The organism is Variovorax sp. 350MFTsu5.1, from assembly GCF_048302515.1.
In the GTDB taxonomy this organism is placed as follows: Bacteria; Pseudomonadota; Gammaproteobacteria; order Burkholderiales; family Burkholderiaceae_C; genus Variovorax; species Variovorax guangxiensis.
On sequence record NZ_CP157620.1, the window covers coordinates 37,922 to 63,874 of the forward strand.

General features: G+C 70.9%; 19 protein-coding genes and 1 pseudogene. 10 read left to right on the forward strand and 10 right to left on the reverse strand.

Annotated elements, in window-relative coordinates; translation table 11 throughout:
* Positions 1-50: 50 nt before the first annotated feature.
* The 5 genes and pseudogenes from ABL843_RS00080 to ABL843_RS00100 form a co-directional block, all read left to right on the forward strand.
* A pseudogene (locus ABL843_RS00080) lies at positions 51-8,081 on the forward strand (amino acid adenylation domain-containing protein); the annotation flags it as partial.
* 104 nt (positions 8,082-8,185) lie between these two features.
* Positions 8,186-9,163, forward strand: a complete 978-nt coding sequence (locus tag ABL843_RS00085; protein WP_418118578.1) for a TauD/TfdA family dioxygenase — start codon at positions 8,186-8,188, stop codon at positions 9,161-9,163.
* Between the two features lie 33 nt (positions 9,164-9,196).
* Positions 9,197-10,111, forward strand: a complete 915-nt coding sequence (locus ABL843_RS00090; RefSeq protein WP_126020810.1) for a TauD/TfdA family dioxygenase — start codon at positions 9,197-9,199, stop codon at positions 10,109-10,111.
* Entirely contained in the window at positions 10,108-11,283 is a 1,176-nt protein-coding gene (locus tag ABL843_RS00095) for a hypothetical protein (RefSeq protein ID WP_418118579.1), read from the forward strand. The genes ABL843_RS00090 and ABL843_RS00095 overlap by 4 nt, the downstream gene beginning before the upstream one ends.
* 13 nt (positions 11,284-11,296) lie before the next feature.
* Positions 11,297-12,724 (forward strand): alpha/beta hydrolase family protein, encoded by a 1,428-nt coding sequence (locus ABL843_RS00100; protein WP_418118580.1) that lies wholly within the window; start codon positions 11,297-11,299, stop codon positions 12,722-12,724.
* Positions 12,725-12,727: 3 nt separating this feature from the next.
* Here ABL843_RS00100 and ABL843_RS00105 read toward each other — a convergent pair whose 3' ends face one another.
* On the reverse strand, positions 12,728-13,027 hold the full coding sequence (locus ABL843_RS00105; RefSeq protein ID WP_184639107.1) for a hypothetical protein: 300 nt from the start codon (positions 13,025-13,027) through the stop codon (positions 12,728-12,730).
* 315 nt (positions 13,028-13,342) lie between these two features.
* Here ABL843_RS00105 and ABL843_RS00110 point away from each other — a divergent pair, with 315 nt between their 5' ends.
* The 3 genes from ABL843_RS00110 to ABL843_RS00120 all read left to right on the forward strand — a co-directional run bounded on the left by ABL843_RS00110 (position 13,343) and on the right by ABL843_RS00120 (position 15,862).
* A complete protein-coding gene (locus ABL843_RS00110; RefSeq protein ID WP_126020802.1) occupies positions 13,343-13,864 on the forward strand; it encodes a hypothetical protein in 522 nt (173 codons plus the stop codon).
* Positions 13,865-13,984: 120 nt separating this feature from the next.
* Positions 13,985-14,479, forward strand: coding sequence for a hypothetical protein (locus ABL843_RS00115; RefSeq protein WP_126020800.1), 495 nt, complete (start codon positions 13,985-13,987; stop codon positions 14,477-14,479).
* Positions 14,480-14,611: 132 nt separating this feature from the next.
* A complete protein-coding gene (locus tag ABL843_RS00120; protein ID WP_418118581.1) occupies positions 14,612-15,862 on the forward strand; it encodes a metallophosphoesterase in 1,251 nt (416 codons plus the stop codon).
* Positions 15,863-15,865: 3 nt separating this feature from the next.
* On the opposite strand, the gene ABL843_RS00125 is transcribed toward ABL843_RS00120, so the two are convergent.
* Positions 15,866-16,369 carry a polyhydroxyalkanoate granule-associated phasin gene (locus tag ABL843_RS00125; RefSeq protein WP_126020796.1) on the reverse strand — a complete coding sequence of 168 codons (504 nt, stop codon included), beginning with the start codon at positions 16,367-16,369 and terminating at the stop codon, positions 15,866-15,868.
* Between the two features lie 211 nt (positions 16,370-16,580).
* On the opposite strand from ABL843_RS00125, the gene ABL843_RS00130 reads away from it, so the two are divergent.
* Positions 16,581-17,159: an acyloxyacyl hydrolase gene (locus tag ABL843_RS00130; protein ID WP_418118582.1), complete on the forward strand. Its 579-nt coding sequence runs from the start codon at positions 16,581-16,583 to the stop codon at positions 17,157-17,159.
* Here ABL843_RS00130 and ABL843_RS00135 read toward each other — a convergent pair whose 3' ends face one another.
* From ABL843_RS00135 to ABL843_RS00145, 3 genes are read right to left on the reverse strand one after another with little or no spacing between them, the layout of a single operon-like run.
* The gene (locus ABL843_RS00135) at positions 17,160-18,128 is read right to left on the reverse strand and encodes a lysylphosphatidylglycerol synthase domain-containing protein (protein WP_418118583.1); all 969 of its coding nucleotides are present in this window, start codon (positions 18,126-18,128) and stop codon (positions 17,160-17,162) included.
* A 40-nt stretch (positions 18,129-18,168) separates the two neighbouring features.
* Positions 18,169-19,452 carry a cardiolipin synthase ClsB gene (gene clsB, locus ABL843_RS00140; RefSeq protein WP_369660212.1) on the reverse strand — a complete coding sequence of 428 codons (1,284 nt, stop codon included), beginning with the start codon at positions 19,450-19,452 and terminating at the stop codon, positions 18,169-18,171.
* 10 nt (positions 19,453-19,462) lie between these two features.
* Positions 19,463-20,302 (reverse strand): endonuclease/exonuclease/phosphatase family protein, encoded by an 840-nt coding sequence (locus tag ABL843_RS00145; protein ID WP_375792094.1) that lies wholly within the window; start codon positions 20,300-20,302, stop codon positions 19,463-19,465.
* A 221-nt stretch (positions 20,303-20,523) separates the two neighbouring features.
* Here ABL843_RS00145 and ABL843_RS00150 point away from each other — a divergent pair, with 221 nt between their 5' ends.
* Positions 20,524-20,955, forward strand: coding sequence for a serine/threonine protein kinase (locus ABL843_RS00150; RefSeq protein ID WP_418118584.1), 432 nt, complete (start codon positions 20,524-20,526; stop codon positions 20,953-20,955).
* A 90-nt stretch (positions 20,956-21,045) separates the two neighbouring features.
* Here the strand turns inward: ABL843_RS00150 and ABL843_RS00155 are convergent, their stop codons facing one another.
* The 5 genes from ABL843_RS00155 to ABL843_RS00175 form a co-directional block, all read right to left on the reverse strand.
* Positions 21,046-21,615 carry a Spy/CpxP family protein refolding chaperone gene (locus ABL843_RS00155; RefSeq protein WP_369660211.1) on the reverse strand — a complete coding sequence of 190 codons (570 nt, stop codon included), beginning with the start codon at positions 21,613-21,615 and terminating at the stop codon, positions 21,046-21,048.
* A 166-nt stretch (positions 21,616-21,781) separates the two neighbouring features.
* Positions 21,782-22,855, reverse strand: coding sequence for a flavodoxin family protein (locus ABL843_RS00160; protein ID WP_369660210.1), 1,074 nt, complete (start codon positions 22,853-22,855; stop codon positions 21,782-21,784).
* A gap of 81 nt (positions 22,856-22,936) precedes the next feature.
* Positions 22,937-23,833 (reverse strand): pirin family protein, encoded by an 897-nt coding sequence (locus ABL843_RS00165; RefSeq protein WP_126020784.1) that lies wholly within the window; start codon positions 23,831-23,833, stop codon positions 22,937-22,939.
* Positions 23,834-23,908: 75 nt separating this feature from the next.
* Complete coding sequence (locus ABL843_RS00170) at positions 23,909-24,682, reverse strand: GNAT family N-acetyltransferase (protein ID WP_126020782.1); 774 nt, start codon at positions 24,680-24,682, stop codon at positions 23,909-23,911.
* A complete protein-coding gene (locus tag ABL843_RS00175) occupies positions 24,679-25,947 on the reverse strand; it encodes a biosynthetic peptidoglycan transglycosylase (protein WP_418118585.1) in 1,269 nt (422 codons plus the stop codon). The genes ABL843_RS00170 and ABL843_RS00175 overlap by 4 nt, the downstream gene beginning before the upstream one ends.
* Positions 25,948-25,953 lie beyond the last annotated feature (6 nt).

The following is a 25,953-nucleotide window of genomic DNA, read 5'->3' on the forward strand; positions in this document are numbered from 1 at the left end:
CGCGGGAACAGCAGCCGCACGAGCCCCGCACCACACCCCGCACCACTCCCCGCATCACGCCCCTCATGCTGCCGCTGGTGCGGCTGGAGCAGGCGCAGATCGACCGCATCGTGGCCGCCACGCCCGGCGGCGCGGGCAACGTGCAGGACATCTATCCGCTCGCGCCGCTGCAGGAGGGCATCCTGTTCCATCACCTGCTGCAGCAGCAGGGCGACGCCTACCTGACCCGGCTGCTGATGGCCTTCGACAGCCGCGAGCTGCTGGACGGCTTCGTCGCCGCGATGGACGAAACCATCGCGCGCCACGACGTGCTGCGCACCGCGGTGCAATGGGACGGCTTGCCCGAGCCGGTGCAGGTGGTGTGGCGGCGGGCCCGGCTGGAAATCGAAATGCTGGAAGCCGGTGACGGCGGCAGCGAGAGCGATGTGCGGGCGCGGCTGCAGGCCCATGCCGACCCGGCGCGCTGCCGCCTCGACGTGCGGCGCGCGCCGATGATGCGCGGCTTCGCGGCGTTCGACGCACCTCGCGGACGCTGGCTGCTGCAGATGCTGCATCACCACCTCGCGATGGACCACGTCACGCTGGAGCTGCTGGCGCAGGAAGTCGGCCTGGTGATGCAGGGCCGCCGCGCGGAACTGCCGCCGCCCGTGCCTTTCCGAAACTTCGTCGCGCAGGCGCGGCTGGGCGCACGCGAGGCGGAGCACGAGCAGTTCTTCCGCGCGATGCTGGGCGACGTGGAGCAGCCGACCGCGCCCTTCGACCTGCTCGACGTGCAGGGCAACGGCAGCGACGCGGTGCAGGCGAGGCTGCGGCTGGAACCCGCGCTGTGCGCGGACCTGCGCCGCGTGGCGCGGGCGCGCGGCACCAGCGCGGCCAGCGTGTTCCACCTGGCCTGGGCGCAGCTGCTCGCGCGATGCAGCGGCAACGGCGGCGGCGACGTGGTGTTCGGCACCGTGCTGCTGGGCCGCCTGCAGGGTGGCGCGGGCGCCGACCGCGCCATGGGCATGTTCATCAACACGCTGCCGCTGCGCGTGCGGCTGGAGGGGCGCGGCGCGGGCGCGGCGCTGGACGAAACTGCCGCGGCTCTTGCCGAACTGCTGCGCCACGAGCACGCATCGCTGACGCTCGCGCAGCGCTGCAGCGGCCTGCCCGCGAACACGCCGCTGTTCTCGGCGCTGCTGAACTACCGCCACAGCCGCGAACAAGCGGCGCAAGGCGAGCAGGGCATCGCCGGCATCCATCACCTGGAAAGCCGCGACCGCACCAACTACCCCTTCGTGCTGCACGTGGACGACCATGGCGAGGACTTTTCCATCACCGCCGAGATCGTCGAGCGCGTGGACGCCGCGCGCATCGCCGGCTGGATGCGCGAAACCCTCGGCAACCTGGTGCGCGCGCTCGACCGGGCACCCGACACGCCGATGCACCGCATCGAGACCCTGCCGCCGGCCGAGCTCGAACAGGTGCTGCGCGGCTTCAACGGCACACGCCGCGACCACGCCGAAGGCGAACTGGTGCACGCGCTGTTCGAGCGCCGGGCCGACGGCGATCCGTCCACACCGGCGCTGGAATCCGCCACCGGGCGGCTGACCTATGGCGAGCTCGAAGCGCGGGCGAACCAGCTGGCCCGGCATCTGCGCACGCTGGGCGTGGTGCCCGACCAGCGCGTGGCGATCTGCCTGGACGGCGGCGCGGCGGCGGCGATCGCCATCGTGGCCACGCTCAAGGCCGGCGGCGCCTACGTGCCGCTGGACCCCACGCTGCCCGACGGGCGCCTGGCGCACATGCTCGCCGACTGCGCGCCGCGCGTGCTGCTCACGCAGCAGCGGCTGTTGCACCGCCTCGCCGCTGCGCCGGCCTGCGAACGCGTGCTGCTCGACGACATCGCCGGGGCGCCATGGGCGCAGGCCGCCGCGCCGCGTCCCGACGCGCATGCGATGGGCCTGCGCGGCGACCACCTGGCGTATGTGATCTACACCTCCGGCTCCACCGGCGTGCCCAAGGGCGTGGCGATGCCGCACCGTGCGCTGGCCAACCTGCTGGCCTGGCAGCGCGAGCAGCTGCCGGACGCGGCGCGCACCCTGCAGTTCGCGGCGCCGGGCTTCGACGTCGCGTTCCAGGAAATCTTCTCGACGCTGGCCACGGGCGGCACGCTGGTGCCGGTGCCCGAGGAGCTGCGCCGCGACCTGCCCGCGCTGGCCGGCTGGCTGGCCGGGCAGGGGATCGAGCGGCTCTTTTTGCCCTGCATCGCGCTCCATGCGCTGGGCGAGCTGTGGTCGCAGCAAGGGGAAGCGCTGCCGCCGGCGCTGCGCGACCTGATCGTCGCGGGCGAGCAGCTGCGCATCACGCCGGCGATACGGCGGCTGTTCGACGGCGGCGGCGCGGCGCGGCTGCACAACCACTACGGCCCGACCGAAAGCCACGTGGTCACGACCCACACGCTGGCGGGCCCGGCCCGGGACTGGGACGACCTGCCGCCCATCGGCACGCCGGTCGACAACTGCCGGCTGTACCTGCTCGACGCGCTGGGCCGGCCGGTGCCGCGCGGCGTGGCGGGCGAAATCCACATCGCCGGCGCGCAGGTGGCGCGCGGCTACCTGAACCAGCCCGCGCCTGGCGCCGAGCGCTTCCTGCGCGATCCGTTCCCGGACGCCGAAGGCGCGCGCATGTACCGCAGCGGCGACCTGGGCCGCTGGCGCGAGGACGGCACGATCGAATACCTCGGGCGCAACGACTTCCAGCTCAAGATCCGCGGCCACCGCGTCGAGCCGGGCGAGATCGAGGCGCGCCTGGGCGAGCTGCCCGGCGTGCGCGAGGCGGCCGTGGTCGCGCGCGAGGATGTGCCCGGCGAGAAACGCCTGGTCGCCTACATCGTCGTCGCGGACGGCGCGCCGACCGAAGACCCCCTCGATCCCATCGACCCCGCCGAACTGCGCCGGCAACTGGCCGCGCGCCTGCCCGAGCACATGCTGCCCGGCGCCTTCGTGCCGCTCGCCGCGCTGCCGCTCACGCCCAACGGCAAGCTCGACCGCAAGGCGCTGCCGGCGCCGGAGAGCCTGGCCTTCGCCCACCGCAGCTACGAGGCGACGACGGGCGAGATCGAGGACACCCTGGCGCGCATCTGGTGCGAGTTGCTCGGCATGGAGCGCGTGGGGCGTGACGACGACTTCTTCGAGCTCGGCGGCCATTCGCTGCTCGCCGTGCGGCTGGTCTCGCAGCTGCGCGAGCGGCTCGGGGTGGAGCTGCCGCTGCCGGTGCTCTTCACCCACCCGCGGCTCGCCGACCTGGCGCGGGAGGTGGCCGAGGCAAGCCAGAACACGCTGGGCGCGATCGCGCGCGCCGACCGCTCGGCGCCGCTGCCGATGTCCTTCGCGCAGCAGCGGCTGTGGTTCATCGCGCGGGTCGATCCCGAGGCGAGCAAGGCCTATCACGTGCCCGACGCGGTGCGGCTGCGCGGCCCGCTGGACAGGGAAGCTCTGCAGGCCGCCTTCGACCGCATCGTCGAGCGCCACGAGGTGCTGCGCACCCGCTTCGTGGGCATGGCGGGCGAGGCGCGGCAGGTCATCGACGCGCCGCGCGGCTTCGCGCTTCTGCATGAAGACCGGCGCGGCATCGACGACGAGGCGCTGGAACGCATCGTGCGAGAGGAGGCGCTGCGGCCGTTCGACCTGGCGCTGGGCCCGCTGATCCGCGGCCGGCTGCTCGCGCTCGGCCCCGACGACCATGCGCTGCTGGTGACCATGCACCACATCGTGTCCGACGGCTGGTCTGGCGGAGTGCTGGCGAAGGAGTTCTCGGCCCTGTACGGCGCCTTCCGTGAGGGCCGCCCCGATCCGCTGCCGCCGCTGGCCATCCAGTACGCCGATTTCGGCATGTGGCAGCGCCAGTGGCTGCAGGGGCCGCTGCTGCAACAGCAGCTGCAGCAATGGGTGCGGCAGCTGCGCGGCGCGCCGGCGTTGCTCGACCTGCCGACCGACCGGCCGCGCCCGCCGGTGCAGGACTACCGCGGCGCCAACATCGCGGTCGAGCTCGACGCGGCGCTCGGCCAGGGCCTGCGCGCGCTGGGACAGCGCCACGGCACCACGCTCTACATGACGCTGCTCGCGGCATGGGCTGTGGTGCTGGGCAGGCTCGCCGGGCAGGAGCAGGTGGTGATCGGCAGTTCGCACGCCGGGCGCAACCGGGTGGAGGTGGAACCGCTGATCGGCTTCTTCGTCAACACGCAGGCGCTGAAGATCGACATCTCGGGCGGCCCGAGCGTGGGCGCGCTGCTGGCGCAGGCGCGGCAGACGGCGGTGCAGGCGCAGAGCCTGCAGGACGTGCCCTTCGAGCGGCTGGTGGAGGCGCTGAACCCGCCGCGCTCGCTGGCCCATCACCCGGTGTTCCAGGTGATGCTGTCGTGGCACAACACGCCCGGGGCCGCGCTCGACCTGCCCGGCCTGCAGGCGCAGAGCCTGGGCGGCGGCGCCGACAGCGCGCAGTTCGAGCTGTCGCTGGAGCTGCGCGAGAACGGCGAAGGCATCGCCGGCCAGCTCAACTACGCCAGCGCGCTGTTCGACGAGGCCACGGTGTGGCGCCACTGGCGCTGCCTGGAGGCGGTGCTGCGCGCCATGGTCGCCGACGACGGCCAGCCGGTCGACCGCATCGACCTGCTGGATGCCGAGGAACGCGCGGCGATCGTGGAAGGCTTCAACGAAAGCCATGCCGCGGCGGCCGAACCGGTGCTGGTGCATGCGCTCATCGAGCAGCAGGCGGCGCGCCAGCCCGACGCGCAGGCGATCGAATACGCGGGCGAAAGCCTGGGTTATGGCGAGCTCAACGCGCGCGCCAACCGCCTCGCCCACCATCTGCGCGCGCTCGGCGTGAAGCCCGACGACCGCGTGGCGATCTGCGCCGAACGCAGCCTCGAACTGGTGGTGGCGATGCTGGCCACGCTCAAGGCCGGCGGCGCGTACGTGCCGCTCGATCCGGTGCATCCGGACGAGCGCCTCGCGCAGATGCTGGAAGACAGCGGCGCGGCCGTGCTGCTGACGCAGCGGCGCCTCGACGCACGGCTGCAGGCGCCGCAACGATGCGCGCGCGTGCTGCTCGATGCCGAACTGCCCAAGTGGGCCTCGGCGCCATCCGCCAACCCGGACCCGGCCGCAGTCGGCCTCACGCCCTCGCACCTGGCCTACGTGATCTACACCTCCGGCTCGACCGGCGAGCCCAAGGGCGTGATGGTGGAGCACCGCAACGTGGCCTTCTTCCTGCGGGCGATGGAGGCCTGCGTGCACGGCACGGCGCCCGATTGCCGGCGCGTGGCGTGGAACTCCTCCTTCGGTTTCGACATGGCGGTGAAGGCATGGGGCCAGCTGGCTTTCGGCCGCAGCGTGTTCCTGCTGCCCGAAACGGACCGGCTCGGCGCGCACGAGCTGCTCGGCTTTCTCGAAACCCATCGCATCGAGGCGATGGAGTGCACGCCCTCGCACCTGCGGCTGCTGCAGGGCGCGGGCCTCCTGCAAGGCCGCGCACCGAGTCTGCGAAAGCTGCTGCTCGGCGGCGAGGCGATCGACGCGGCCACCTGGGGCGCGCTGGCCGCGGTAGACGACCGCCTTTTCTTCAACATGTACGGGCCCACCGAGTGCAGCGTGGACGCGAGCTGCGGCGTGATCGACGGGCGCCGCCCGCACATCGGGCAGGTGATGCCGGGCGCGCGCATCTACGTGCTCGACGCGGCGGGGCACCCGGTGCCGGTGGGCGTGGCCGGAGAGATCCACATCGGCGGCGCCGGTGTCGCGCGCGGCTACCTGGGCCGGCCCGAGCTCACGGCCCAGCGATTCCTGCGCGACCCCTTCGTTGCCGAAGATGCGCCGGCGCGCATGTACCGCACCGGCGACCTCGGCCGCTGGCGCGATGACGGCACGCTCGAATACCTGGGCCGCAACGACCAGCAGATCAAGCTGCGCGGCTTCCGCATCGAGCCCGGCGAGATCGAGGCGCGGCTGACCCGGCTGCCAGGCGTGCGCGATGCGGCGGTGGTCGCGCGCGAGGACGTTCCCGGCGACAGGCGGCTTGTCGCGTATGTGGTGGCCGGTGCGGAAGCGCCCGATCCGGCACTGCTGCGCGCGGGCCTCGCCGCGCAGCTGCCCGAATACATGCTGCCCTCGGCCTTCGTGGCCCTCGACGCGCTGCCGCTCACGCCCAACGGCAAGCTCGACCGCAAGGCGCTGCCCGCGCCCGACGCGCAGGGCCTGGCGCTGGGCCGCTACGAGCCGCCGCAGGGCGAGGCGGAGCGTGCCATCGCCGCGCTGTGGTCGGAGTTGCTCGGCATCGAGCGCATCGGCCGCCACGACAACTTCTTCGACCTGGGCGGCTATTCGCTGATGGTGTTCCAGGTCATCGAGGGGCTGAAGCGCAAGGGCTACGAGGTGGCGCTGCAGGACGTGCTGCTGGCGCAGCAGCTCGGCGCGCTGGCGGCGCTGATCGGCAAGCCGCGCGAGGACGTGGCGGACGGGAACGCGGGTGCGAACGCGCAGTGGGTGACCATCCGCAAGGGCGGCGGCACACGGCGCGCGCTGGTGTTCGTGCACGAACCCAGCGGCGAGGTGCTGTCGTACGAGCGGCTGGCGCGGCATGTCGATCCGGAGATCGGCCTCTACGGCATTCGCGCCGACCGCGCGGCGGTGCATGGCGAAAGCCGCTACGAGGACCTGGCCGCCGGCTACGCGCGCCTGATTCGCAAGGCGTTGCCGCAGGGGCCCTACCGGCTCGCGGGCTGGTCGGCCGGCGGCGTGCTGGCCTTCGAGGTCGCACGGCAGCTGATCGCGGCGGGCGGGCAGGTCGAGTTTCTCGGCCTCATCGACAGCTGGCACCGTGGCGAGGGCGAGCGCGGTGTGTCCGAGCTGGGTGAGCAGGACCGCAAGCTGCTGCTGGTGGCCTTCGCCGAGTACTACGGGCGCAAGCTGGAGGCGAGCGAGATCGAGCGCATCCTCGCCGCCGACGGGCTGCCCGCCGCGATCGCGCTGGCGCGCGCCGAGGGGTGGCTGAAGAAGGACATGAGCCCGGCGGAGTTCGATGCGCGCGCGGAGCTGTGGTTCGATCTGCGCGCGGCGGCGCACCGCTATCACGCGCGGCCGCTGGAGGTCGATGCGCACCTGTTCTCGGCACTCCCCGGGGACGCTGGCGATCCGGCCAACGGCTGGAGCGCGGTGCTGGGCAACCGGCTGCAGGTGCATCACGTCGGCGGCGACCACTGGAGCATCATGATGGACGCCGGGCATGCGGCGCGCGTCGGCGGGGCGATCGATTCGCTCCTCGCGCGGCTCGATGGCGCTCAGGCGAAGCCGGCCATGACCATGGCCAGCCGCCAGCCGGCGCCCGGCGCGGTGGTGACCATCAGGAGCGGCAGCGGCGCACAGGCACGCAAGGTGTTCTGCCTGCCGGGTGCCGGCGCCAACGCGACCACCTTCCTCGACTTCGCGTCGCGCAGCCCGGGCGACGCAAGCTTCATCGGCCTGGAGGCGCCCGCGCTGCTGGGTCGCGAGGGCGAGCCGCCGACGCTGCAGGAGGCGGCGCGGCGGCATGTGGATGCGATACGCGCGCTGCAACCGCAGGGGCCCTATCACCTGATCGGCCATTCCTTCGGCGGCTGGGTGGCGCTGGAGGCGGCGCGGCAACTCGCCGGAGCCGGTGCGACGGTCGCGCCGGTGGTGCTGGTCGACACCGATGCGCCGCGCGCCGAAGGCTTCGGCGACCGCGCCCACGCGCTGCGCGAGTACCTGGCGCTGATCCGGCTGCAGGGCGGAAAGGAGCACGGGCTCGACGCCGGCACGCTGGCCGCGCTGCCGGCCGGCGAGCAGACGGCATCGGTCTTCGAGGCCATGCGGCGCGCGCGCCTGCTGCCGCCCAGCGCGCGGCGCGCGGACTTCGCGCCGGTGCTGGAGATGTTCTGCCGCCAGTGCGCGATCGGCTACCGACCCGAGGGCGAGTTCACCGGCCTGGCGTTGCTGCTGCGCGCGGTTTCAGGCGACGGGACGGAGGCCGTCGGCCTCGATGCCTGGCGCCGCCACGAGCCCCGGCTGCGCAGCTTCGATGTGCCCGGCAGCGATCACCTGTCGATCCTTCGGCCGCCGCACGTCGATCGCGTGATCGGCATCGTCGGGCGCCATTGGTACCTGGGGCAGCGGCCATGAGCGGGGTGGCGATGACCGCAACGGACCCGGGCGAGAGCGAGGGTGAGGGTGAGGACTTCGGCGACGGTTTTCCGCATCGCATCCACGCCGATGCGGAACTGGCCGGCGGCAGCGCGGCCGACGCGCAAGGCTGGTTCGGCGAGGCGATGCCGCGGCTGGAGCCGGTGCTGCTGCGCGCCGGCGCGCTGCTGTTTCGCGGTTTTCCGCTGCGCGAGGCGGCGGACTTCCGGCGCGCGGTCGCGGCGATGGCGCCGCTGCAGCTGCGCGACTACGCGGGCGGCACCTCGCCGCGCAGCAAGGTGGACGAGGGCGTCTACACCTCGACCGAGTACCCGAGGCAGCTGGAGATCCCGCTGCACAACGAGATGTCGTACAGCCTGCGCTGGCCGGGGCGCCTGTATTTCTTCTGCGCGACCGCGCCGCAGGCCGGCGGCGAGACGCCGCTGGCCGACTCGCGGCGCGTGCTGCAGGCGATGCCGGCTTCCATCGTCGAGGAATTCGAGCGCCGCGGGCTGATGTACGTGCGCAACCTCGCGCCGGCGCACGCGCCCTACAACGCCTGGAGCAAGGCCTTCGAGACCGCCGACCGCGGGCAGGTCGAGGCGCATTGCCGCGAGATGGACATCGGCTGCGAATGGCAGCCCGGCGGCGGCCTGCGCATCCACGAGCGGCGGCCGGCCACGCGCGTGCATCCGCTGAGCGGCGAGCGCGTCTGGTTCAACCAGGCGCACCTGTTCCACGCCTCCAACACGCCGATGGGCGCCAGGGTCGATGCGCGCATCGAGGCCGGGCTGCCGATGGCGGCGTACTACGGCGACGGCGGGCGCATCGACAACGACACGCTGGCCGGCGTGCGCGAGGTGCTGCGCGCGCAGCGCCGCAGCTTCGCCTGGCGCCAGGGCGACCTGCTGGTGGTGGACAACCTCCTCGCCGCGCACGGGCGGCTGCCCTTCGAGGGGCCGCGCCGCATCCTGGTGGCCATGACCTGACGAGATCGAAGAACCCAAGGTGTGAAACAACCCATGCAGATCACTTCCCCTTCCCACGAGCCGCTCGCGCCCTGGATCCGCCGGCACCGCGAGCGCATCGACGAGGCCCTGTGGAGCGACGGCCACGTGCTGTTCCGAGGCTTCGACGTCGGCGGCCTCGCCGGCTTCGAGGACTGCGCGGGCTCGGCCTGCGACGCGCTCTACCGCCATTACGGCGACCTGCCGCTGGCCAGCGCGGGCGACAACGTCTATTTCGCCACGCCGTATCCGAAGCACCTGGAGATCCGCTTCCACAACGAGGCCTCGCACACGCGTAGCTGGCCTTCGCGCCAGCTGTTCTTCTGCCTGGAGCCGGCCTCCGAGGGCGGCGAGTGGACGCTCTCGGACGGGCGCCAGGTGATCGAGCGGCTGCCGGCGCAGATGCTCGAGCGCTTCCGCGAGCTGGGCCTGATGTACCGGCGCCGCTTCATCCGCGGGCTGGACACTTCCTGGCAGCAGTTCTTCAAGGTCGAAAGCCTGGGCGAGTTGCGCGAGAAGATCGGCGCCAGCGGGCACGGGATCGACGCGATCTCCGAGAACGACCTCACCGTGTCGTACCGCACCCATGCGGTGCTGCGGATTCCCGAGCGCGGCACCGAGGCGTGGTTCAACCAGATCCTGCTGCACCACCCCGACGCGCTGCCGGCCGAGGTCGATGCGATGCTGGGCAGGCACTTCCGCCGCGACCAGTTTCCGCGCACCGTGTTCTTCGGCGACGGCAGCCCCATTCCGGCCGAATGGGTGCGCACCATCGACCGGGTGCTGGTGGAGTGCTCGGTCCGCATACCCACCGAGGCCCACGACGTGCTGCTGGTCAACAACCTGCTGATGGCCCACGGGCGGCTGCCCTACAGCGGCAACCGTCAGGTGCGCGTGGCGCTGGGCGACATGCGCGAGGTGGCCGCGTGATCCGCCGCCAGCACGTCGCCGCCGACTTCTTCCCGGAGGCCGAGGCGATGCGCGCGGCCTACGACGAAAAGGTGGGCAACGCCTACCGGCAGGCCATCGAGTGGCAGTACTTCTGCGACCCGCGCATGTACACCTACCTGCGCACGGCGCCGCAGCAGGTGTTTGCGCAGCCGCTGTGGCGGCGCTTCGACCGGCACCTGCGGCAGTGGTGCATGGAGCACGCCGGCCTGGTGCCGACGGGCGAGCCCAACCTGCACCTGATGGTCAATGGCTGCACGCTGGGCCTGCACAGCGACTTCCAGAACGGCACGCTGGGCTTCGTCTACTCGCTCACGCGGTGGGAGTCGCGCAAGTTCGCCGGCGGCGAGACGCTGCTGATGCGCGACGGCGTTCCCAGCTACAGGAAGCACCACGTACAGGGCGAGGTGCTGTACGAACTGGTGCCGGCGCGGTTCAACCAGCTGCTGCTGTTCGACGACCGCATCGTCCACGGCACGCCGACCATCCAAGGCAGCATGGACCCGCTGGAAGGGCGCATCGCGCTGGTGGGGCACCTGCGCGCCGCCTCGCCGGTGGTGACCGCGGGGCCGCTGGACGAAGCGGCCGCGCGCGAGGTGATCGCCGGATTCCATCGCTCGCTCGCGCAGCCGCTGAAACCGTTCAAGGATGTGCAGGGCGTGACGAGCCTGCGCCTCGCGGTGGCGGCGGACGGCCGGGTGGAGTCGGTGGAGGTACTGACCGACAACTTCGTCACCGCGCAAAGCGGCTACGAGGCGGACGACGATGTCGCGGCGGCGCGCGCGCTGGTGCTCGACGCGGCGGCGAAGCTGCGCTTTCCGGGCGCGGGCGGGCAGTCGAAGCTCATCGCGCCGGTGCTGCTGCCGCTGCCGGATTTGCGGCCGGTGGAGATCGTCGTTGCGCATGCCGGTCAGGCGGCGGTGCTGCGCGAGGCGCTCAAGGCGCAGCTGAAGGAGGGCGAGGCACTGGGCTTCCGGGTCGAGGTGCAGGGCGACAGCTTCGCGGTGCGCGAGCCGCTGGCGGGCACGATCCGCATCGAGAGCCATCGCATCGTCGCCTTCTTCGACGCGCCGATGTGGGTGCCCTCGCAGCGCGAGCATTTCCAGGCCGCGCTGGCCGAGAAGCTGGGCATGCTGGCCAGGTACGCGGGCTGAGGGAGCCCAGGCCGTGTCGGTGCTCGATGGCGCGATCGTGCTGGTCGCGGTCGGTCTTGCGTTGGCCGCCGCGGCGACGAGGCGGGTGGGCGCGCGCGTGGTCTCCGGCGTGTCGGCGATGCTTCTGGCCGCCTGTGCTTTCCAGCTCTGGCGCGAGGGCTTCTACTGGCAGTTCCTTCCCGTCTATTCGTTGCTGGCGGGGCTGCTGGCGCTGGGCTGGAGGCGCGGCCGGCCAGCACCATCACCGCTGCCGCCGCGCGCGCTCGCCTGGCTCGGCCGTGGCGGCGTGGCGGGTCTGGCCCTGGCGGCGCTGCTGGCGTGGAGCTTCCTGCCTGTGCCGGAGCTGCCCGCGCCGCGCGGCCCCTACGCGGTTGGAACCCAGGTGTTCCGCTGGGTCGACAGCGAGCGCGCCGAGGACGCGACCGCCGACCCGGACGACCGGCGCAGCGTGGTGGTGCAGGCCTGGTATCCGGCGGCAGCCGGGGAGGGCGCCGCGGGGCCGTCGCGCTACATCGACGGCCTCGAGAGGCTGCCGGACTTCGTCTCGCTGATACCCGGACTGGTGATGCGCCGCTACGACCGCATCGACACCCACGCGCGCCTCGACGCGCCGGTGGCGGCGCAGCGGGAGCGCTGGCCGGTGGTGCTGTTCTCGCCGGGGTACGGTGCCTCGCGCGCTTTCTATTCCGGCCTTCTTGCCGACCTGGCCAGCCGCGGCTTCGTGGTACTCGCGCTGGACCATGCCTACGAGGCGCCGGTGGTGGAGCTGGCCGACGGCCGGCTCGCGACGCCGGTCGTGCGCTTCCTGCCCGACGACCCCGACCGCCTGCGCTACATGGGCGCCAGGCAGGCTGTGCGGGCGGCGGACCTTCGCTTCGTGGCCGGCCGCGTCGGTGAGCCCGGGGCCTTCGGCCCGCGCCTGTCGCAGCGGCTCGATCCGCGGCGCATCGCGGCGATCGGCCATTCCTTCGGTGGCGCCAGCGCGGTGGAGGCGGCGATGGAGGACGCGCGCATCCGTGCCGTCGCCAACATCGACGGCACGCTGTACGGCCACGCGGCCACCGGCGCGCTGCCGGTGCCCTTCCTCCTGCTGGAGAGCGACCACCGCGAGACGCGGCATTCGCGGCACTACCTGGACGGCAATCTCGCCCTGGTGCGGCATGCGCGGGCAGGCGGCTACCGCTACCAGATCGCCGAGGCGAACCACTACGGCTTCACCGACGTGCCGCTGTATCTTTCGGCGCCGGCGCGCTTCGCTGCCGCAGTGCTGATCGGCGGGTCGCGCGGCCCCGCGCGGACGCAGGCGGCCACCAACGACGTGCTGGCTGCTTTTCTGGCGGGGCTGTCGATGGATGCGCCCGGCGATGGCGTCGCCGCCGCGGCGGCGCGGCATGCCGGGGTGAGCGGGGGACCGGTGGGCATGCGTGCCGGCGGCCCCTGAATGTCACTTCACGTCGGTGCCGTGGCCCGTGGCGTTGCGGGGACAGCCGAGGTTGAACTGCTTCTCGAGCGTGTGCTGCAGCTGCCGAGTCAGCTTCGAGATGCCGCCGGTGCCGCTGGCGGCGCGGCCGATCAGCGCGCCACCCGCCGCGCCCGCCGCGAGGCGCGCCACGAGCGAGCGGCTGCGGCCCGCGGCGAGCAGCAGCAGCACGCCCACGCCCAGCACCACCAGGTGCTCGCCGGGGTAGTCCTCGCGCTGCGCGTCCACTCGCCTGAATTCGTTGATCGTCGATTCCCAAGACATGGCTGAAAGCTCCTTCGTTGCGGTTTGCAGCCGTCGTTCTTAGCCCGCCCGGGCGTGCACCGCTGTAGGCGTTCGCCATGCACTGTTGCCGAACGCACTCCCGGATGCGCTCGATGGAGCGGATCAGGGTTTCCATGAGGTTTGTGAGCAGAAGTAGCGCGGGGCCACGTCACACGGCCGTCATCAGCTATGAAAACAATAGCATTCAGTTCCGATCCGCAGATCGTTCCTCGTAAACGCTATATCTAGCCCGACTCTTGCTAAGCAAAATCCCCGACGGATTTCACGTCACGCAAGTTCGAGGACCACACAGCAATGAACCCTAAGCGTCTCCGCCGGCCCCTGGCCGCGCTGGTATTGGGCGGCACAGCAGCATTCCTCGGGGCCGTGAGCACGGCCCATGCGTTCACCAACCCGCCCATCCAGGTGGCGCAGGGCATCGAATACATGTGCGGCGGCGCCGCCAGGGACGAGGCCGCGTTCATGGAAATGGTCTCGCCGCGCTGGGCCGCGACCATCGAGCTGGGCATCAGCGACGGCAAGGGCGCGCTGAAACCCGGCTTCCCGGCCAAGGCCGCGGTGGAAATCCACCAGAAATACACCGGCCAGACGGTGATGAGCGTGGAATCGCAAAGCCCCTACATGCTCGCGCGCCTGAATCCGGGCGCCTACGACGTGAACGTGACGCTCGGCGGCCTGACGCTGACGCAGACGCTGGTGGTGATCGCTGGCGTGCCGGCGCGCGCTTCCTTCGTGTGGCCGTCGAACTTCGACATGGCCTCGGTGATGCCGCCGCAGACGCAGACGCTCGCGCAGTCGTCCGCCACGGCGCGCTGAGCCAGCGAGCGCCCGCCCGCCGCCGCGGGCATCCACAGGTCAGACTTTCCTAAGCCGCGCACAGCACAGTGGCGGCGTGGCTTCTCGCCACGACGACCAAGGAAAGAAAGGACTCTGACCATGACCCCCCGTTTTCCATCCTCGCTGCGCGCAATGCGGCCGCTGGCGGCCGCGATGTTCTGCGGCGCCGTCCTGCTCGGCGCCGTGACGTCGGCCCAGGCCACGGTGAACCCGCCTATCTACATGTCGCACGGCGTCGAATACATGAGCGGCGGCATCGGCAGCGACGAGGCCCAGCTGATGGAGACGGTGTCGCCGCGCTGGCCCGCCACCTTCGAATTCGCGATCAAGGACCACAAGGGCGCGGACTTCGCGGCCAACGTGCACGTGACAGTGCGCGACGGCAGCGGCACCGCGCTGCTCGACAACGTGGTGTCGGGCGGCCCCTTCATGGTGGCGCGGCTGGACCCGGGCAACTACACGGTCGAGGCGCGCATCGGCAGCCAGGTGCTCAAGCAGGAGCTGCGCGTGCCGCAGGGCGCGCCGGCCAAGGCGACCTTCGTCTGGCCGGCCGGCACCGACATGGCCTCGGCCGGCACGCGCACGGTGCAGTAGCGCCGCGCAAGTGAGCGCCGGCATGCATCCGGCTGGCGCACAATCCGGGGTTGGGCCATGCCACAAGGCTTGCTATCCGGGCGCCGTACGCTATAGAAAAAATAGCGACCGATGCGCCTCGCGGTGTCTTGAATGCGCGGCATGCGCCTTGCAGATGGCCTGTCCCGGGCCGCGCCCGACCCCTTTGCCCCGATGCCGATCCGTCCCCTGAGCGCACTGACCGCGCTGTTGCACGTCTATATCGCGTTGCGCCTGCTGCCCGCGCTCGCCGTGCTCACGCCCGCGTGGCCGCTGGCGCTGGTCGCGCTGGCGGTGTCGGCGGCGACGATTCCCCTGCCTTTCGTGTCGCGCCGCGGCACCCGCGAGCGCTCCGGAAACGGCAGCGTGCTCAAGTGGACCGGCCTGATCAGCATGGGCTGGTTCTCCTCGATGTTCGTGCTGACGCTGGTGCGCGACGCCGGCATGCTGCTGGCCTGGCTCGCGGGCGCCGTCGGCGGCGTGCAGGTGCAATGGGCCACGCTGCTGCCGTGGAGCGCGCTGGCGGTGCTGGCGATGGCCACGGCCACCTCGGCCGTCGGCTTCCTGAACGCGCGCCGCACGGCCGGCGTGAAGCGGGTGGAGGTGCCGATCCGCGGCCTGCCGCAGGCGCTGGAGGGCTTCAGCATCGCGCAGCTCAGCGACATCCACGTGGGGCCGACGATCCGCAACAGCTACATCCAGCGCATCGTCGACGCGGTGAACCGCCTGGGCGCGGACGCCATCGCGATCACCGGCGACCTGGTCGACGGCAGCGTGCCCGAGCTGCGCGAGCACATCGCGCCGCTGGCCGGGCTGCGCGCGCGGCACGGCACCTTCGTGGTCACGGGCAACCACGAGTACTACGCGGGCGCGCATGCCTGGATCGACGAGCTGCGCCGGCTGGGCCTGAAGGTGCTGCTCAACGAGCACGTGGTGCTGCAGACGCGCAACGTGCGCGGCGCGCAGACCGACGAAGAGCTCTTCGAAAGCGCGCTGGTGCTGGCCGGCGTGACCGACTTCACCGCCGGACATTTCGACGCGGCGCACGCCAGCGACCCGCACCTGGCGCTGCACGACGCGCCGCCGCTGGTGCACACGCGCGTGCTGCTGGCGCACCAGCCGCGCAGTGCGCCGCTGGCGGCTGCGGCCGGCTACCAGCTGCAGCTGTCGGGCCACACGCACGGCGGCCAGTTCTTTCCGTGGAATCTTTTCGTGCCGATGCAGCAGCCCTTCACGGCCGGCCTGCACCGCCTGCACGACATGTGGGTCTACGTGAGCCGGGGCACCGGATACTGGGGCCCGCCCAAGCGCTTCGGCGCGCCTTCGGAGATCACGCTGCTGACGCTGGTGCCGGCGAAGGCCTGAAGCTCAGGATTCTTCGAGCCCCGACAGCCGGCGCGCGTTCGACGTGGCGGCGGCGTGGATGGGCGTGAGGCCCTGGCGCGCGATGCGCGCCGCGATCTCGGGCAGCTCGCCCGCCGCATCGACCGTATCCGCCGCCGATTGCACGAAGGCGTCGCCGTGCGCGGCCGCCTGCGCGGGCGTGACGCTGCCCGCGAGCGAGAAGAAGGCCGTCGTGCTCCGCAGCCATTGCTGCAGCACCCGGTTGGCCAGAGAGAAGTGGCTGCTGTGCCACTGCCGGGCCATCGCGAAGCCCGACTCGCTCGCGGCATCGAGCTTTTCCTGTCCCATGAGCTGGAACTCGGCAAGGTCGTCCGCGCTGGGCGCAAGCCCCGCGCGGGCCATGCGCTCGGTGCGCATGCCGATCACGAGGCCGGAGGACAGCAGCATCTCGTGGGTCTTGAGCGCCAAGTCGAACCACTGCTGCATGAGCGGGCCCGAGAGGCGGGCGACTGAACTGGAAGACGACATGTGGGAGGCCGCGCCAGAGCGCGTGGAATGGGGTCGGGCCACTATAGGCGCGGCCGGCCGCGGAGGTTTGCGCACAACGGAATCGGACCTGCATTTTTGTTGATCAAGTCCTACTTTCCGATGTGGAAATTACGTGCCGGGCGAATGCCGGATGCGGCGGAAATTGAAGATGAGCTCCTTATTTCCACCTAGTGCATTGGCGAGTCGCATCATGAGATTCAACACCTGCGCGTCCCTTGCCGGATCGGCCCTTTTGGCGGGCCTTCTGGGCCTGTCGGGCACCACCGCCCACGCGTTCGAAGACAGCGCGCGCGGTTTCTATGTCGAAGGGGGCCGTGCCCCGCATGGCGAAATGGGCAGCACCGATTCGGCCACCATGGGCATGACCATTCCGTGGTCGCCGCGCGAGCCAGTGCACGAAGGGGCGCTCACCACCTACTGGGACATCTTCCTGAGCAACTGGCACGCACCCGCGCTGGGCGAAGGTCCGCACGACTACGCGCAGATCGGCGCCATCTACACCTGGCGCTACCGCTTCGACCACGGCGGCTCGCCCTGGTTTGCCGAAGGCGGCGTCGGCGGCAGCGTGATGGACCACGTCTACAGGACGCCCGACCGCAGCTTCAGCACCGCCTTCCAGTTCACCGAGGTGATCGGCATCGGGCGCAGCTTCGGAGAGCACGGCGCGCACGAACTGACGCTGCGGCTGCAGCACTTCTCCAACGGCGGCATCAAGAAGCCCAACCCGGGCGAGAATTTCGTGCGGCTGCGCTACACGTATCACTTCTAGCTAGCGCCCGCCACGCAGCGCGGGCGCGCGCAGCCGCCTGGCCCGCGCCTCGGTGAGCAGGTAGCCCAGCGCGGCCACCGCCAGAGGCAGCAGGTAATAAAGCCCCCTGTACGCCAGCAGCGCGCCGAGCAGCTGCGCCTGCGGCACCTCGTGCGAGAGCAGCGCGACGAACACCGCCTCCAGCACGCCGAGTCCCGCCGGCACGTGCGTGAGGACGCCCGCCACCGCCGCCACGAGCAGCACCGCGAGCACCTGCGCATAGGCCACCTGCCCCTGCAGCAGGAACCAGATCACGCCGCCGATCAGCGACCAGTTGGCGCACGACATCGCGAGCTGCAGCAGCGCCATGCCGAACCCCGGCACCTTGAGCCCGAACCCGCGCACGCGCCACACGTGCCCGCGCGCCAGGGCGCACATCACCAAGTAGGCCAGCGCGACCACCAGCAGCGTCGCGCCGAGGACGCGCAGGCCCTCGCTGCCGATCTTCCATTCGGGCGGCAGCGTCATTGGCCAGAAGCAGAAGGCGGCGCCGGCCACCACGAGGTAGCCCAGCCAGTTGGTCAGCATGCTGAAGCCGAGCACGCGCGTGATGGTGTCGTTGGAAAGCCCCAGCCGCGAATAGAGCCGGTAGCGGAAGGCCACGCCGCCCACCAGCGAGCCGAGGTTGAGGTTGAAGGCGTAGCTGATGAAGGTCACGCCCATCACCGTGCCCGTGCCCAGGCGGTGCCGCGTGATGTGCCGGCCCAGCAGGTCGTAGGTGCTGTAGAGGGCGAAGCTGCAGGCCGCCAGGGCGCCGCCCGCGAGCAGGGAAACCGCGGGCAGCGCGCGGATCGCGTCGAGCACGTCCTCCCAGTCGATGACGAGCGCCTGCCGCACCAGCAGCCACGCGATCAGCGCGAAGAAGGCCCACACCGCCGCGCGGCGGGCCCAGGGCCACCAGCTGTGGCGCGAAAGGGCCAGGGTGCTCATCGGAAGGCGCTCCTGTTGCGGTTCGGGCGGTCCGGGCCGTTCAGGCCGCTTCCGTCTGCGTGGCGCCGCCCGTCGGGTTGCTGCGCCCGGTGTCGCGCCGGCTCGCGAGGTCGGTGGCTTCGGCCGGCGTCAGGCGCGGCACGTGGCGCGGCAGTCGTCCCAGCAGGGCCGGGTACCAGCGCAGGATGTGGAACACGAAGAAGCTGCGCACCAGCCGCCAGCCGCTCCATTCGCTGGCGAGGTCGGCCGCCTGCACCTGCTTGCAGCTGTGCTGCATCAACCTCTCCATTCGCTCGGCCAGCACGTTGTTGAAGGCCTCGTCGCGCACGACCACGTTGGCCTCGAGGTTGAGCGAGAGGCTCAGCGGATCGAGATTGCTGGAGCCCACGGTGCTCCACCTGCCGTCCATGAGCGCGACCTTGCCGTGCAGCGGGCGGTCGCAGTACTCGTAGATGCGCACGCCCGCGTGCAGCAGATGGTGGTAGAGCATGCTGGCCGCGGTCTTCACGATCGGCATGTCGGGCTCGCCCTGCAGGATGAGCCGCACGTCCACGCCGCGCCGCGCGGCGCGGCGCAGCTCCTTGATGAGCCGGTAGCCCGGGAAGAAATACGCGTTGGCGATCACGATGCGCTCGCGCGCGGCGCGGATCGCCGCGCGGTACTGCCGCTCGATGTCGTTGGTGTGGCGCCGGTTGTCGCGCGTGACGAACATCGCGTCGGCCGTGCCGGCGGACTGCGCATGCCTCGCATCGGGCAGCTGGCGCAGCCTGCGGCGGAACCAGCCGGCGCCCTTGCCTCCGAGAGCGATCGCGCGCAGCACGAACTGGTGGATCTCGCCCACGATCGGGCCTTCGAGCTCCACCGCGTAGTCCTGCTTGGCCATCGGGCCGTAGTCGAGCAGGTGGTCGGCCGAGTAGTTGATGCCGCCGACGAAGGCGCGCTCGCCGTCGATCACCACGATCTTGCGGTGCATGCGGCGGAACACGTTGAGCCGCTGGCCCATGAAGCGGCGGCCCGGGTCGAACACACGCACCTTCACGCCGGCCGAGGTCAGGCCCTCGATGAATTCGCGCGAGAGATCGGGCGAGCCGAAGCCGTCGATCATCAGGTCGACCTTCACGCCGCGCAGCGCCGCCTCGCGCATGGCGGCATGCAGCTGCAGGCCGACCTTGTCCTCGAACAGGATGAAGGTCTCGACGATCGCCTCGCGCCGCGCCCGGCGGATGGCTTCGAACACGCGCGGGAAGAACTCCTCGCCGTTCTCCAGCAGGCCGATGCGGTTGCCGGCGATCCAGTGGTTGTCGTTGACGTTGTTGTCGCTCATGGCGGCGTGCTCACAGGTCGATGTCCGCCACCAGCGGCGCGTGGTCCGAAAGATGCGACCACGGCCTGCGTGGCAGCACCACCGGCGCATGCGCGCCGGCGTTGCGCACGTAGATGCGGTCCAGCGAGAGCACCGGGAAGCGCGCCGGAAAGGTCCGGGCCGCCCGGCCGGTGGCGTGCACGAACACCTCGCGCAGCGAGGCGCCCTTTTCGAGGATGTCGTGCGCACGGCCGCGCCAGTCGTTGAAGTCGCCCGCCACGATCAGCGGCGCCTCGGCGGGCACCTCGTCGCGCACGATGTGGCACAGCAACTCCAGCTGCTGCTGCCGGTGCGCCTCGGCCAGGCCGAGGTGGGTGCAGATCACGTGCACGTCGACCACGCGGCCCGGCAGCCGCAGCACGCAGTGCAGCAGGCCGCGCTTCTCGGGGCCGCTGACCGACACGTCGTGATTGCGGAAATGCACGATGGGGAATTTGGAAAGCACCGCATTGCCGTGGTGCCCCTTCGGATACACCGCGTTGCGGCCGTAGGCGAACTGCGGCCACATGGTGTCGGCCAGGAACTCGTAGTGCGGCGCCTCGGGCCAGTTGCTCACCCGGCGCGAATGGCGCGAGTGCGTGCCCAGCACCTCCTGCAGGAACACCACGTCCGCGCCCACGGTGCGCACGGCGTCGCGCAACTCGGGAAGGATGAACCTGCGGTTGAGCGCGGTGAAGCCCTTGTGGGTGTTCACCGTCATGACCTTGAGCGAGGTCGGCGTGACCTGCGCTGCCGGCTGGCCATTGGCGACATCGGCCGCGTCGGCGGCATCGGGCATGGTGGCGTCGGGAATGATGGGCGTGGAGGACATCGTCATGCACGTTGTACGTGGCCGCGCCCGTGCTGACTGTAGGAACGCGCCAACTTCTTCCCGCCGCCATCCCCCCGCCGCCTTCGTGCCCGGACGGCCGGCTCCTACAGGCACGCCTGCCGCACCCCCACACGGGCGGAATTTCGAGGCTTCTACGGTGAATTCACGGTTCGGAAAAAAGGCAGCCCGCCTTTCAAGGAACAAGCCACAAGGAGTACCCCATGAGACACCAGACAGCTTTCCACGCCACCGTTCTCGCCGCGCTGCTGGGCGCGGCGGGCATCGCGATGGCGCAGACCACGTCCATTCCCGCCCAGCCCGATCCCTCGGTCGGCGGCGAAGCCAGCACCATGACGCCGGCCGGCGTCGCCAATCCGCCGCAGCGGCCCGACAACTCGATGCCGCTGTCGCGTGAATCGGTGAAGGCAGAGGCCCGCGCGCACAACCGCAACAACGCCAACAACCCGGTGCCCAAGGGCGAGGTGACCACCACGGTCAACAGCCAGCCCAACGCCATGCCGCCGCCCACCGGCGAGATATCGCGCGCCGAAGTGAGCCAGACCGGGCGCAAGGTGAAGCCGCAGTTCGGCCAGAAGGGCGAGCGCCCCGACGTGGTGACGAACCCCACGGACAAGACGGGTACGCCGAAGTAGGCACAAAAGTCCATGAGCCCATGAGGCAAAAAGCCCGCAGCGCTTTTCGCGTTGCGGGCTTTTTTGTTGCTGCCTCCGGGCAGCGATCGATCAGCTCTTGGCGGGAGCCGGCGGCGCGCCGCGATGGCCGCCGTCATGGCCACGGTGACCGCGCGGGCCGCCGAAGTGGGCGGTCTCGGCGTCGAAGGTCTTCTGCTGGTCGGGAGACAGCGTGGCGTAGAAGGTCTTCGTGGCTTCGGCGCGCTTGGCGAACATCGCGCTGCGCTCGGCCTGGCGGGCCTGCATGCGTTCCAGGCGCTCCGGCGTGGTCAGCTTGGCGAACTCGGCGCGGTCCATGTGCGGACGCGGACCGGCGGGCGGCTGCGTCGCGCTGGTGAAGGTGCTCCATGCGCCTTCCTGGGCCGAGGTGAGCTTGAGCTTTTCCTTCAGGGCGGCAAGACGCTTGGCGCGGTGTTCCTTCATGCGCTCCATGCGCTGGGCCGGATCCATGCGCTTGTGCTGCGCCTTGGGCGCGGCGGCGTTGTCGGCCTGGGCCACCGCGGCGGTGGGCGCGGCTGCGGAGGGAACGGCAGCCGGCGCTTGAGCGAAGGCGCCCGAGGAGGCGAGGGCGGCCGAACCGAGCAGGCTGGCCCAGACGATGCGTTGGCGAAGAGAAATCATGAGAAGTGCTTCCTTTCGAAGAAGCCCGCCGCCGATGGGCAGCAGGTGAGAGGAAGTGTGGAAGAGCTCTGTATCGCATCCGTTAGCCCGGCGTGAGCTTGCGTAAAGAATGATGAACAGGGCCCGTGGAAGCCGCCTCCTGCGTGATTTATCGACTCTTTTCCTCCTACTTGGGCCGGGGCCGCTTCAGTCCGCGGTCGGGAGGCTGCAGCCTGCCCGCGCGCAGTTCGGCGACCGCGTTGACCATGGAGCGGGCCACCTGGCGCACTTCCTCCTGCACGTCGGCATCGGCGTCGAGCGCCTCATGGCTGGTGGCGTAGGGCTCGTAGTAGCCGATGTAGCGGTCCAGCCGCGATTGCGTGCCGGCCTCGATGAGGCCCATCCAGTCGAGCCAGTCGCAGAGATTGCGGCGCACGCTCTCCACGCCGGCCACGTCGCCGTGCACCACCACGCCGTAGGCGCGGCCGTCGAGGTGCCTGGGATAGCCCCAGCCCTCCAGCTCCAGCGCCTTGGCCTCATCGGGCTTCTTGCCGTGGGTGCTGGTGGGGTCGGGGTTGCCTCCGTCCGCGCACACCAGCCGGTCGATCATGAGCTTCAGCGGGCTCGCGGCCTGGTACCAGTGCGTGGGCGTGAGCAGGATCACGCCGTGCGCGGACACCCAGCGCTCGTAGATCTCGTTCATCCAGTCGCCGGTCTGGCGCAGCGAGTGGTTCGGATAGCAGCTGCAGGGCCAGTGGCACAAGGGCATGGCGGTGGAGACGCAGCCCTTGCACGGGTGGATCTGCCGGCCGTACTCGGAAGTCAGCAGGCTCAGGTCGAGCAGGTCGGTCTCGATGCCGCTGCCGTCCAGCACCTCGCGCGCGATCTGCGCCAGCCGCCAGGTCTTGGAAACCTCGCCGGGGCAGGTACCGTCATTGCGCGGCGAGCCGATCACCAGCAGCACTCGCGACGCCGTCTGCGGCTGGCTCCAGGCCGACTGCGCGGCGTCGATGCGCGCCTTGGCCTCGAGCCAGTCGACCGAAAGTTCGTACTCGGGGTCCGCATAGCCGGGCCCGGCCTTGCGGGTGACGGGCGACTTGCGGCCTTCCTCGTAGGCCTCCCAGGCGATGAGTTCGATGCGCCGCAGCGAATCGGCCTCGGCGCGGAAGGCCGGGTCTTGAAAGGGCTGCATGAAACGTTCATGGAACTCGGCGCGCTGCAGCGTCTTCGGCGCCTGTCCTTTCCGGATCGTGGGAGGCATGGTCGCAATCTAGGCTGCCCGCGCGACAACCGGAGCCCGTGCCCGATGCCGTCTTCCGGTAGGCGGGCGACTACAGCAGCCTCAGCCCAGCTTCCCGTTCTGGAAGTCGTGCACCGCCTGCCGGATCTGCTCGGGCGTGTTCATCACGAAGGGGCCGTACTGCGCGATGGGTTCGTTGAGCGGCCTGCCGGCAATGAGCAGCGCGCGCGCCGGGCTGTGGTTGGTCGCGCCGGCGCGCAGCACCACGCCGTCGCTGCCCGGGTCGTTGGCGAGGATGGCCATGCGCCGCGTCGGGATCTCGCTGCCCGCGATCCACAGCGATTCGCGGAACACGTAGACCAGGGCGTTGTGGTCCTGCGGCAGCGGCTGCGCGAATTCGGCGTTTGGCGGCAGCTCGATGTCCAGGTAGAGCGGCTCGGTGTGCTCGCGCCGCACGGCACCTTCGATGCCGTGGCTCGCGCCCGCGATCACGCGCACGCGCGCGCCGCCGGTGGTGGTGAATTCGGGAATCTCCGCGCTCTGGATGTCGCGATACCAGGGCTCGCGCATCTTGTCTTTCGCGGGCAGGTTCAGCCAGAGCTGGAAGCCTTCCATCAGCCCTTCTTCCTGCTCGGGCAGTTCGCTGTGCACGAGGCCGCGGCCGGCGGTCATCCACTGCACGCCGCCGTTTTCCAGCAGTCCTTCGTGGCCCGCACTGTCGCGGTGGCGCATGCGCCCGGCGATCATGTACGTGACGGTCTCGAAGCCGCGGTGCGGATGGTTGGGAAAGCCGCCGATGTAGTCGCCCGGGTTGTCGCTGCCGAAGGCGTCGAGCATGAGATACGGGTCGAGCCGCTTCTGCAGGGGCTGCTGCAGCACGCGGGTGAGCTTCACGCCGTCGCCATCGCTGGTGGAAACACCGGCCACGATGTGGTCGATGCCGCGCGGCGTGGCGACGGGATCGGTGGGGTGATTGGCGTGGTGGTTGGCGTTCGTCATGCGTCCATGGTGGCACTAACGCCCGCGCCGCGCCACCCGCGCGCTGTCAGCCGACGGCTCGTGCGGCCTGCAGCTTCAGGGCCATTGCTGGCGCTGCCAGTAGCTGTATTTCCACTGCGTCCCGAAGCCGGCGCGGCGGTACAGCGACAGCGCCGCCTGGTTGTTCGCATCGACCTGCAGGAACACGCGCTCGAAGCCCCGCTCCGACGCGGCCTGCGCCAGCCCGGCCAGCACGCGCCCCGCGAGGCCCCGGCCGCGCTGCGCCTGGTCGGTGCGCATGCCGTGCACGCTGGCCCAGCCGTGGCCGAAGGCCATCGCGCCGGCGGCCACGGTGCGGCCGCCCTCGCGCACGCTGGCGTAGAGCGTGCCCTTGGCGCGCGAGAGCATGCGCACGCGATGGGCGCCGTCCACGGGGTCGAAGCCCTCGCCGAGGAACAGGGCCGACCAGGCGTTGTCGGGCGCGCGGTCGACGTCGGCCAATGCGCCGCCCGGCGCGGCCACCTGCCGCATGCGCTGCACCGAGCCGATCTGCACGCAGGTGGGGCTGTCGGCCATGTAGTGCCTGCGCTCCAGCTCGGCGCGCAGGCTGTCGAAGCAGGATGCGTCGGCAAGCCGCAGCGCGGGCGCGGCCTTGCGGCTGTCGTAGCGGTCCTCGATGCGGTCGAGCGTGGCGGCCTCGACCGCGCCGCGATGCAGCGGCACGGCCGACTTGGCGCGCTTGACGGTGCCGCTGGCGAAAGGCAGCAGCCAGCCGTCGATTTCCTCGGTCAGGTCAGGCGACACCGCCGCGATGGTGGCGCGTTCGATGGCTTCGATATCGGTGGCGCCCAGCACGGCTGTGTTCGTCATTGCGTTGCGGCCTCCGGCGCCATGAATTTCGCCGCGGCCACGCTCTTGAGCAGGGCCTCGCGCTGGTTGCGGCTGATTCCGCGGATGCCTTCGGCGATCCATTTGACGCGGTCGGCGTCGATCTGGCCGTCGCGGCGCCATTGCTCGAGCACGGCCTGCGGCTTGTGCAGCATGGCGGCGAGCCACACGGCCTGTGCCGGCTCCAGCGTGCGCGCGCTGCGCTTGAAGTAGCGCCTGGCCGCAGCCTCGGCGCCGCAGAGATTGCCGCCCCAGGGCGCGTTGTCCAGGTACAGCTGCAGGATGCGGGCCTTGCCCAGCGTCTGCTCCATCTCGACCGCGTAGAGCAGCTCGCGCAGCTTGCGCTCGGCCGTGCGGTCGCTGCCCGTCACCAGCAGCTTGGCGAGCTGTTGCGTGAGCGTGCTGCCGCCGCGCCGCGTCTGGCCGGGCTTCTGGTTGTTGTCGATGGAGGCGAGGATTTCCGTGAGGTCGTAGCCGCCATGGGTGAAGAAGCGCTGGTCTTCGGCGGCGATGACGGCGCGCGCCAGCCAGCTGTCGTTGGCCAGCTTCGCCGAGGGGCCGCAGCTGGTGCGCGCGCCCAGCATGGCCTCGGTGCCCAGCCCTTCCACGGTGAACTGGCTGATGGCCGGCTGCACCGCGAAGGTGGCTTCGGGCAGCACGAGCTGGCCGCGCAGCGCCAGCGTGCCGCCGATGCGCGCGCGCTGCAGCTCCGGCAGGGCGGGCACCAGCACCGCGTACCAGCGGGCGATGGGCGCGTCCTGCACGCTGGCGTTGAGGTGGATGTTCTTCGGCATAAGCCTGCCGTCCCAGTGGCCTTGGAGCTGGCTCGCGTCGTTGCTCTGCGGCGTGGCCTCGAAGGTGCCGTTGAGCGTGTTGCCGTCGCGCTTCACCGTGGCGACCAGGCGATCGACGCGGATCGGCTGGGTGCCCAGCGCCGGCACCTCGGCGCTGCAGGGCGCGCACTGCATTTCCAGCAGTTCGCCGGCCGGCTTCCAAGCGAAGCGCACGGTGCCGAATCGGGTGCCGAACGAGCGGCCGTCGAGATACGGCGCGAACCATGTCGAGGTGGCCACGCGCACCGCCGTCGGCACGCCGATCTCGAAATTCAGCGGCCCCGCCTTCACCGTGGTGCTCCATTCGCCGGCCGCCGGCGCGAGCGCCAGCTTGACTATCAAAAAGATAGCTACACAGGCCGTAATGACCAGGGCCAGCAGGCCATAGAGCACGAATCGCAGGGTCTTCTTCACAGGCAG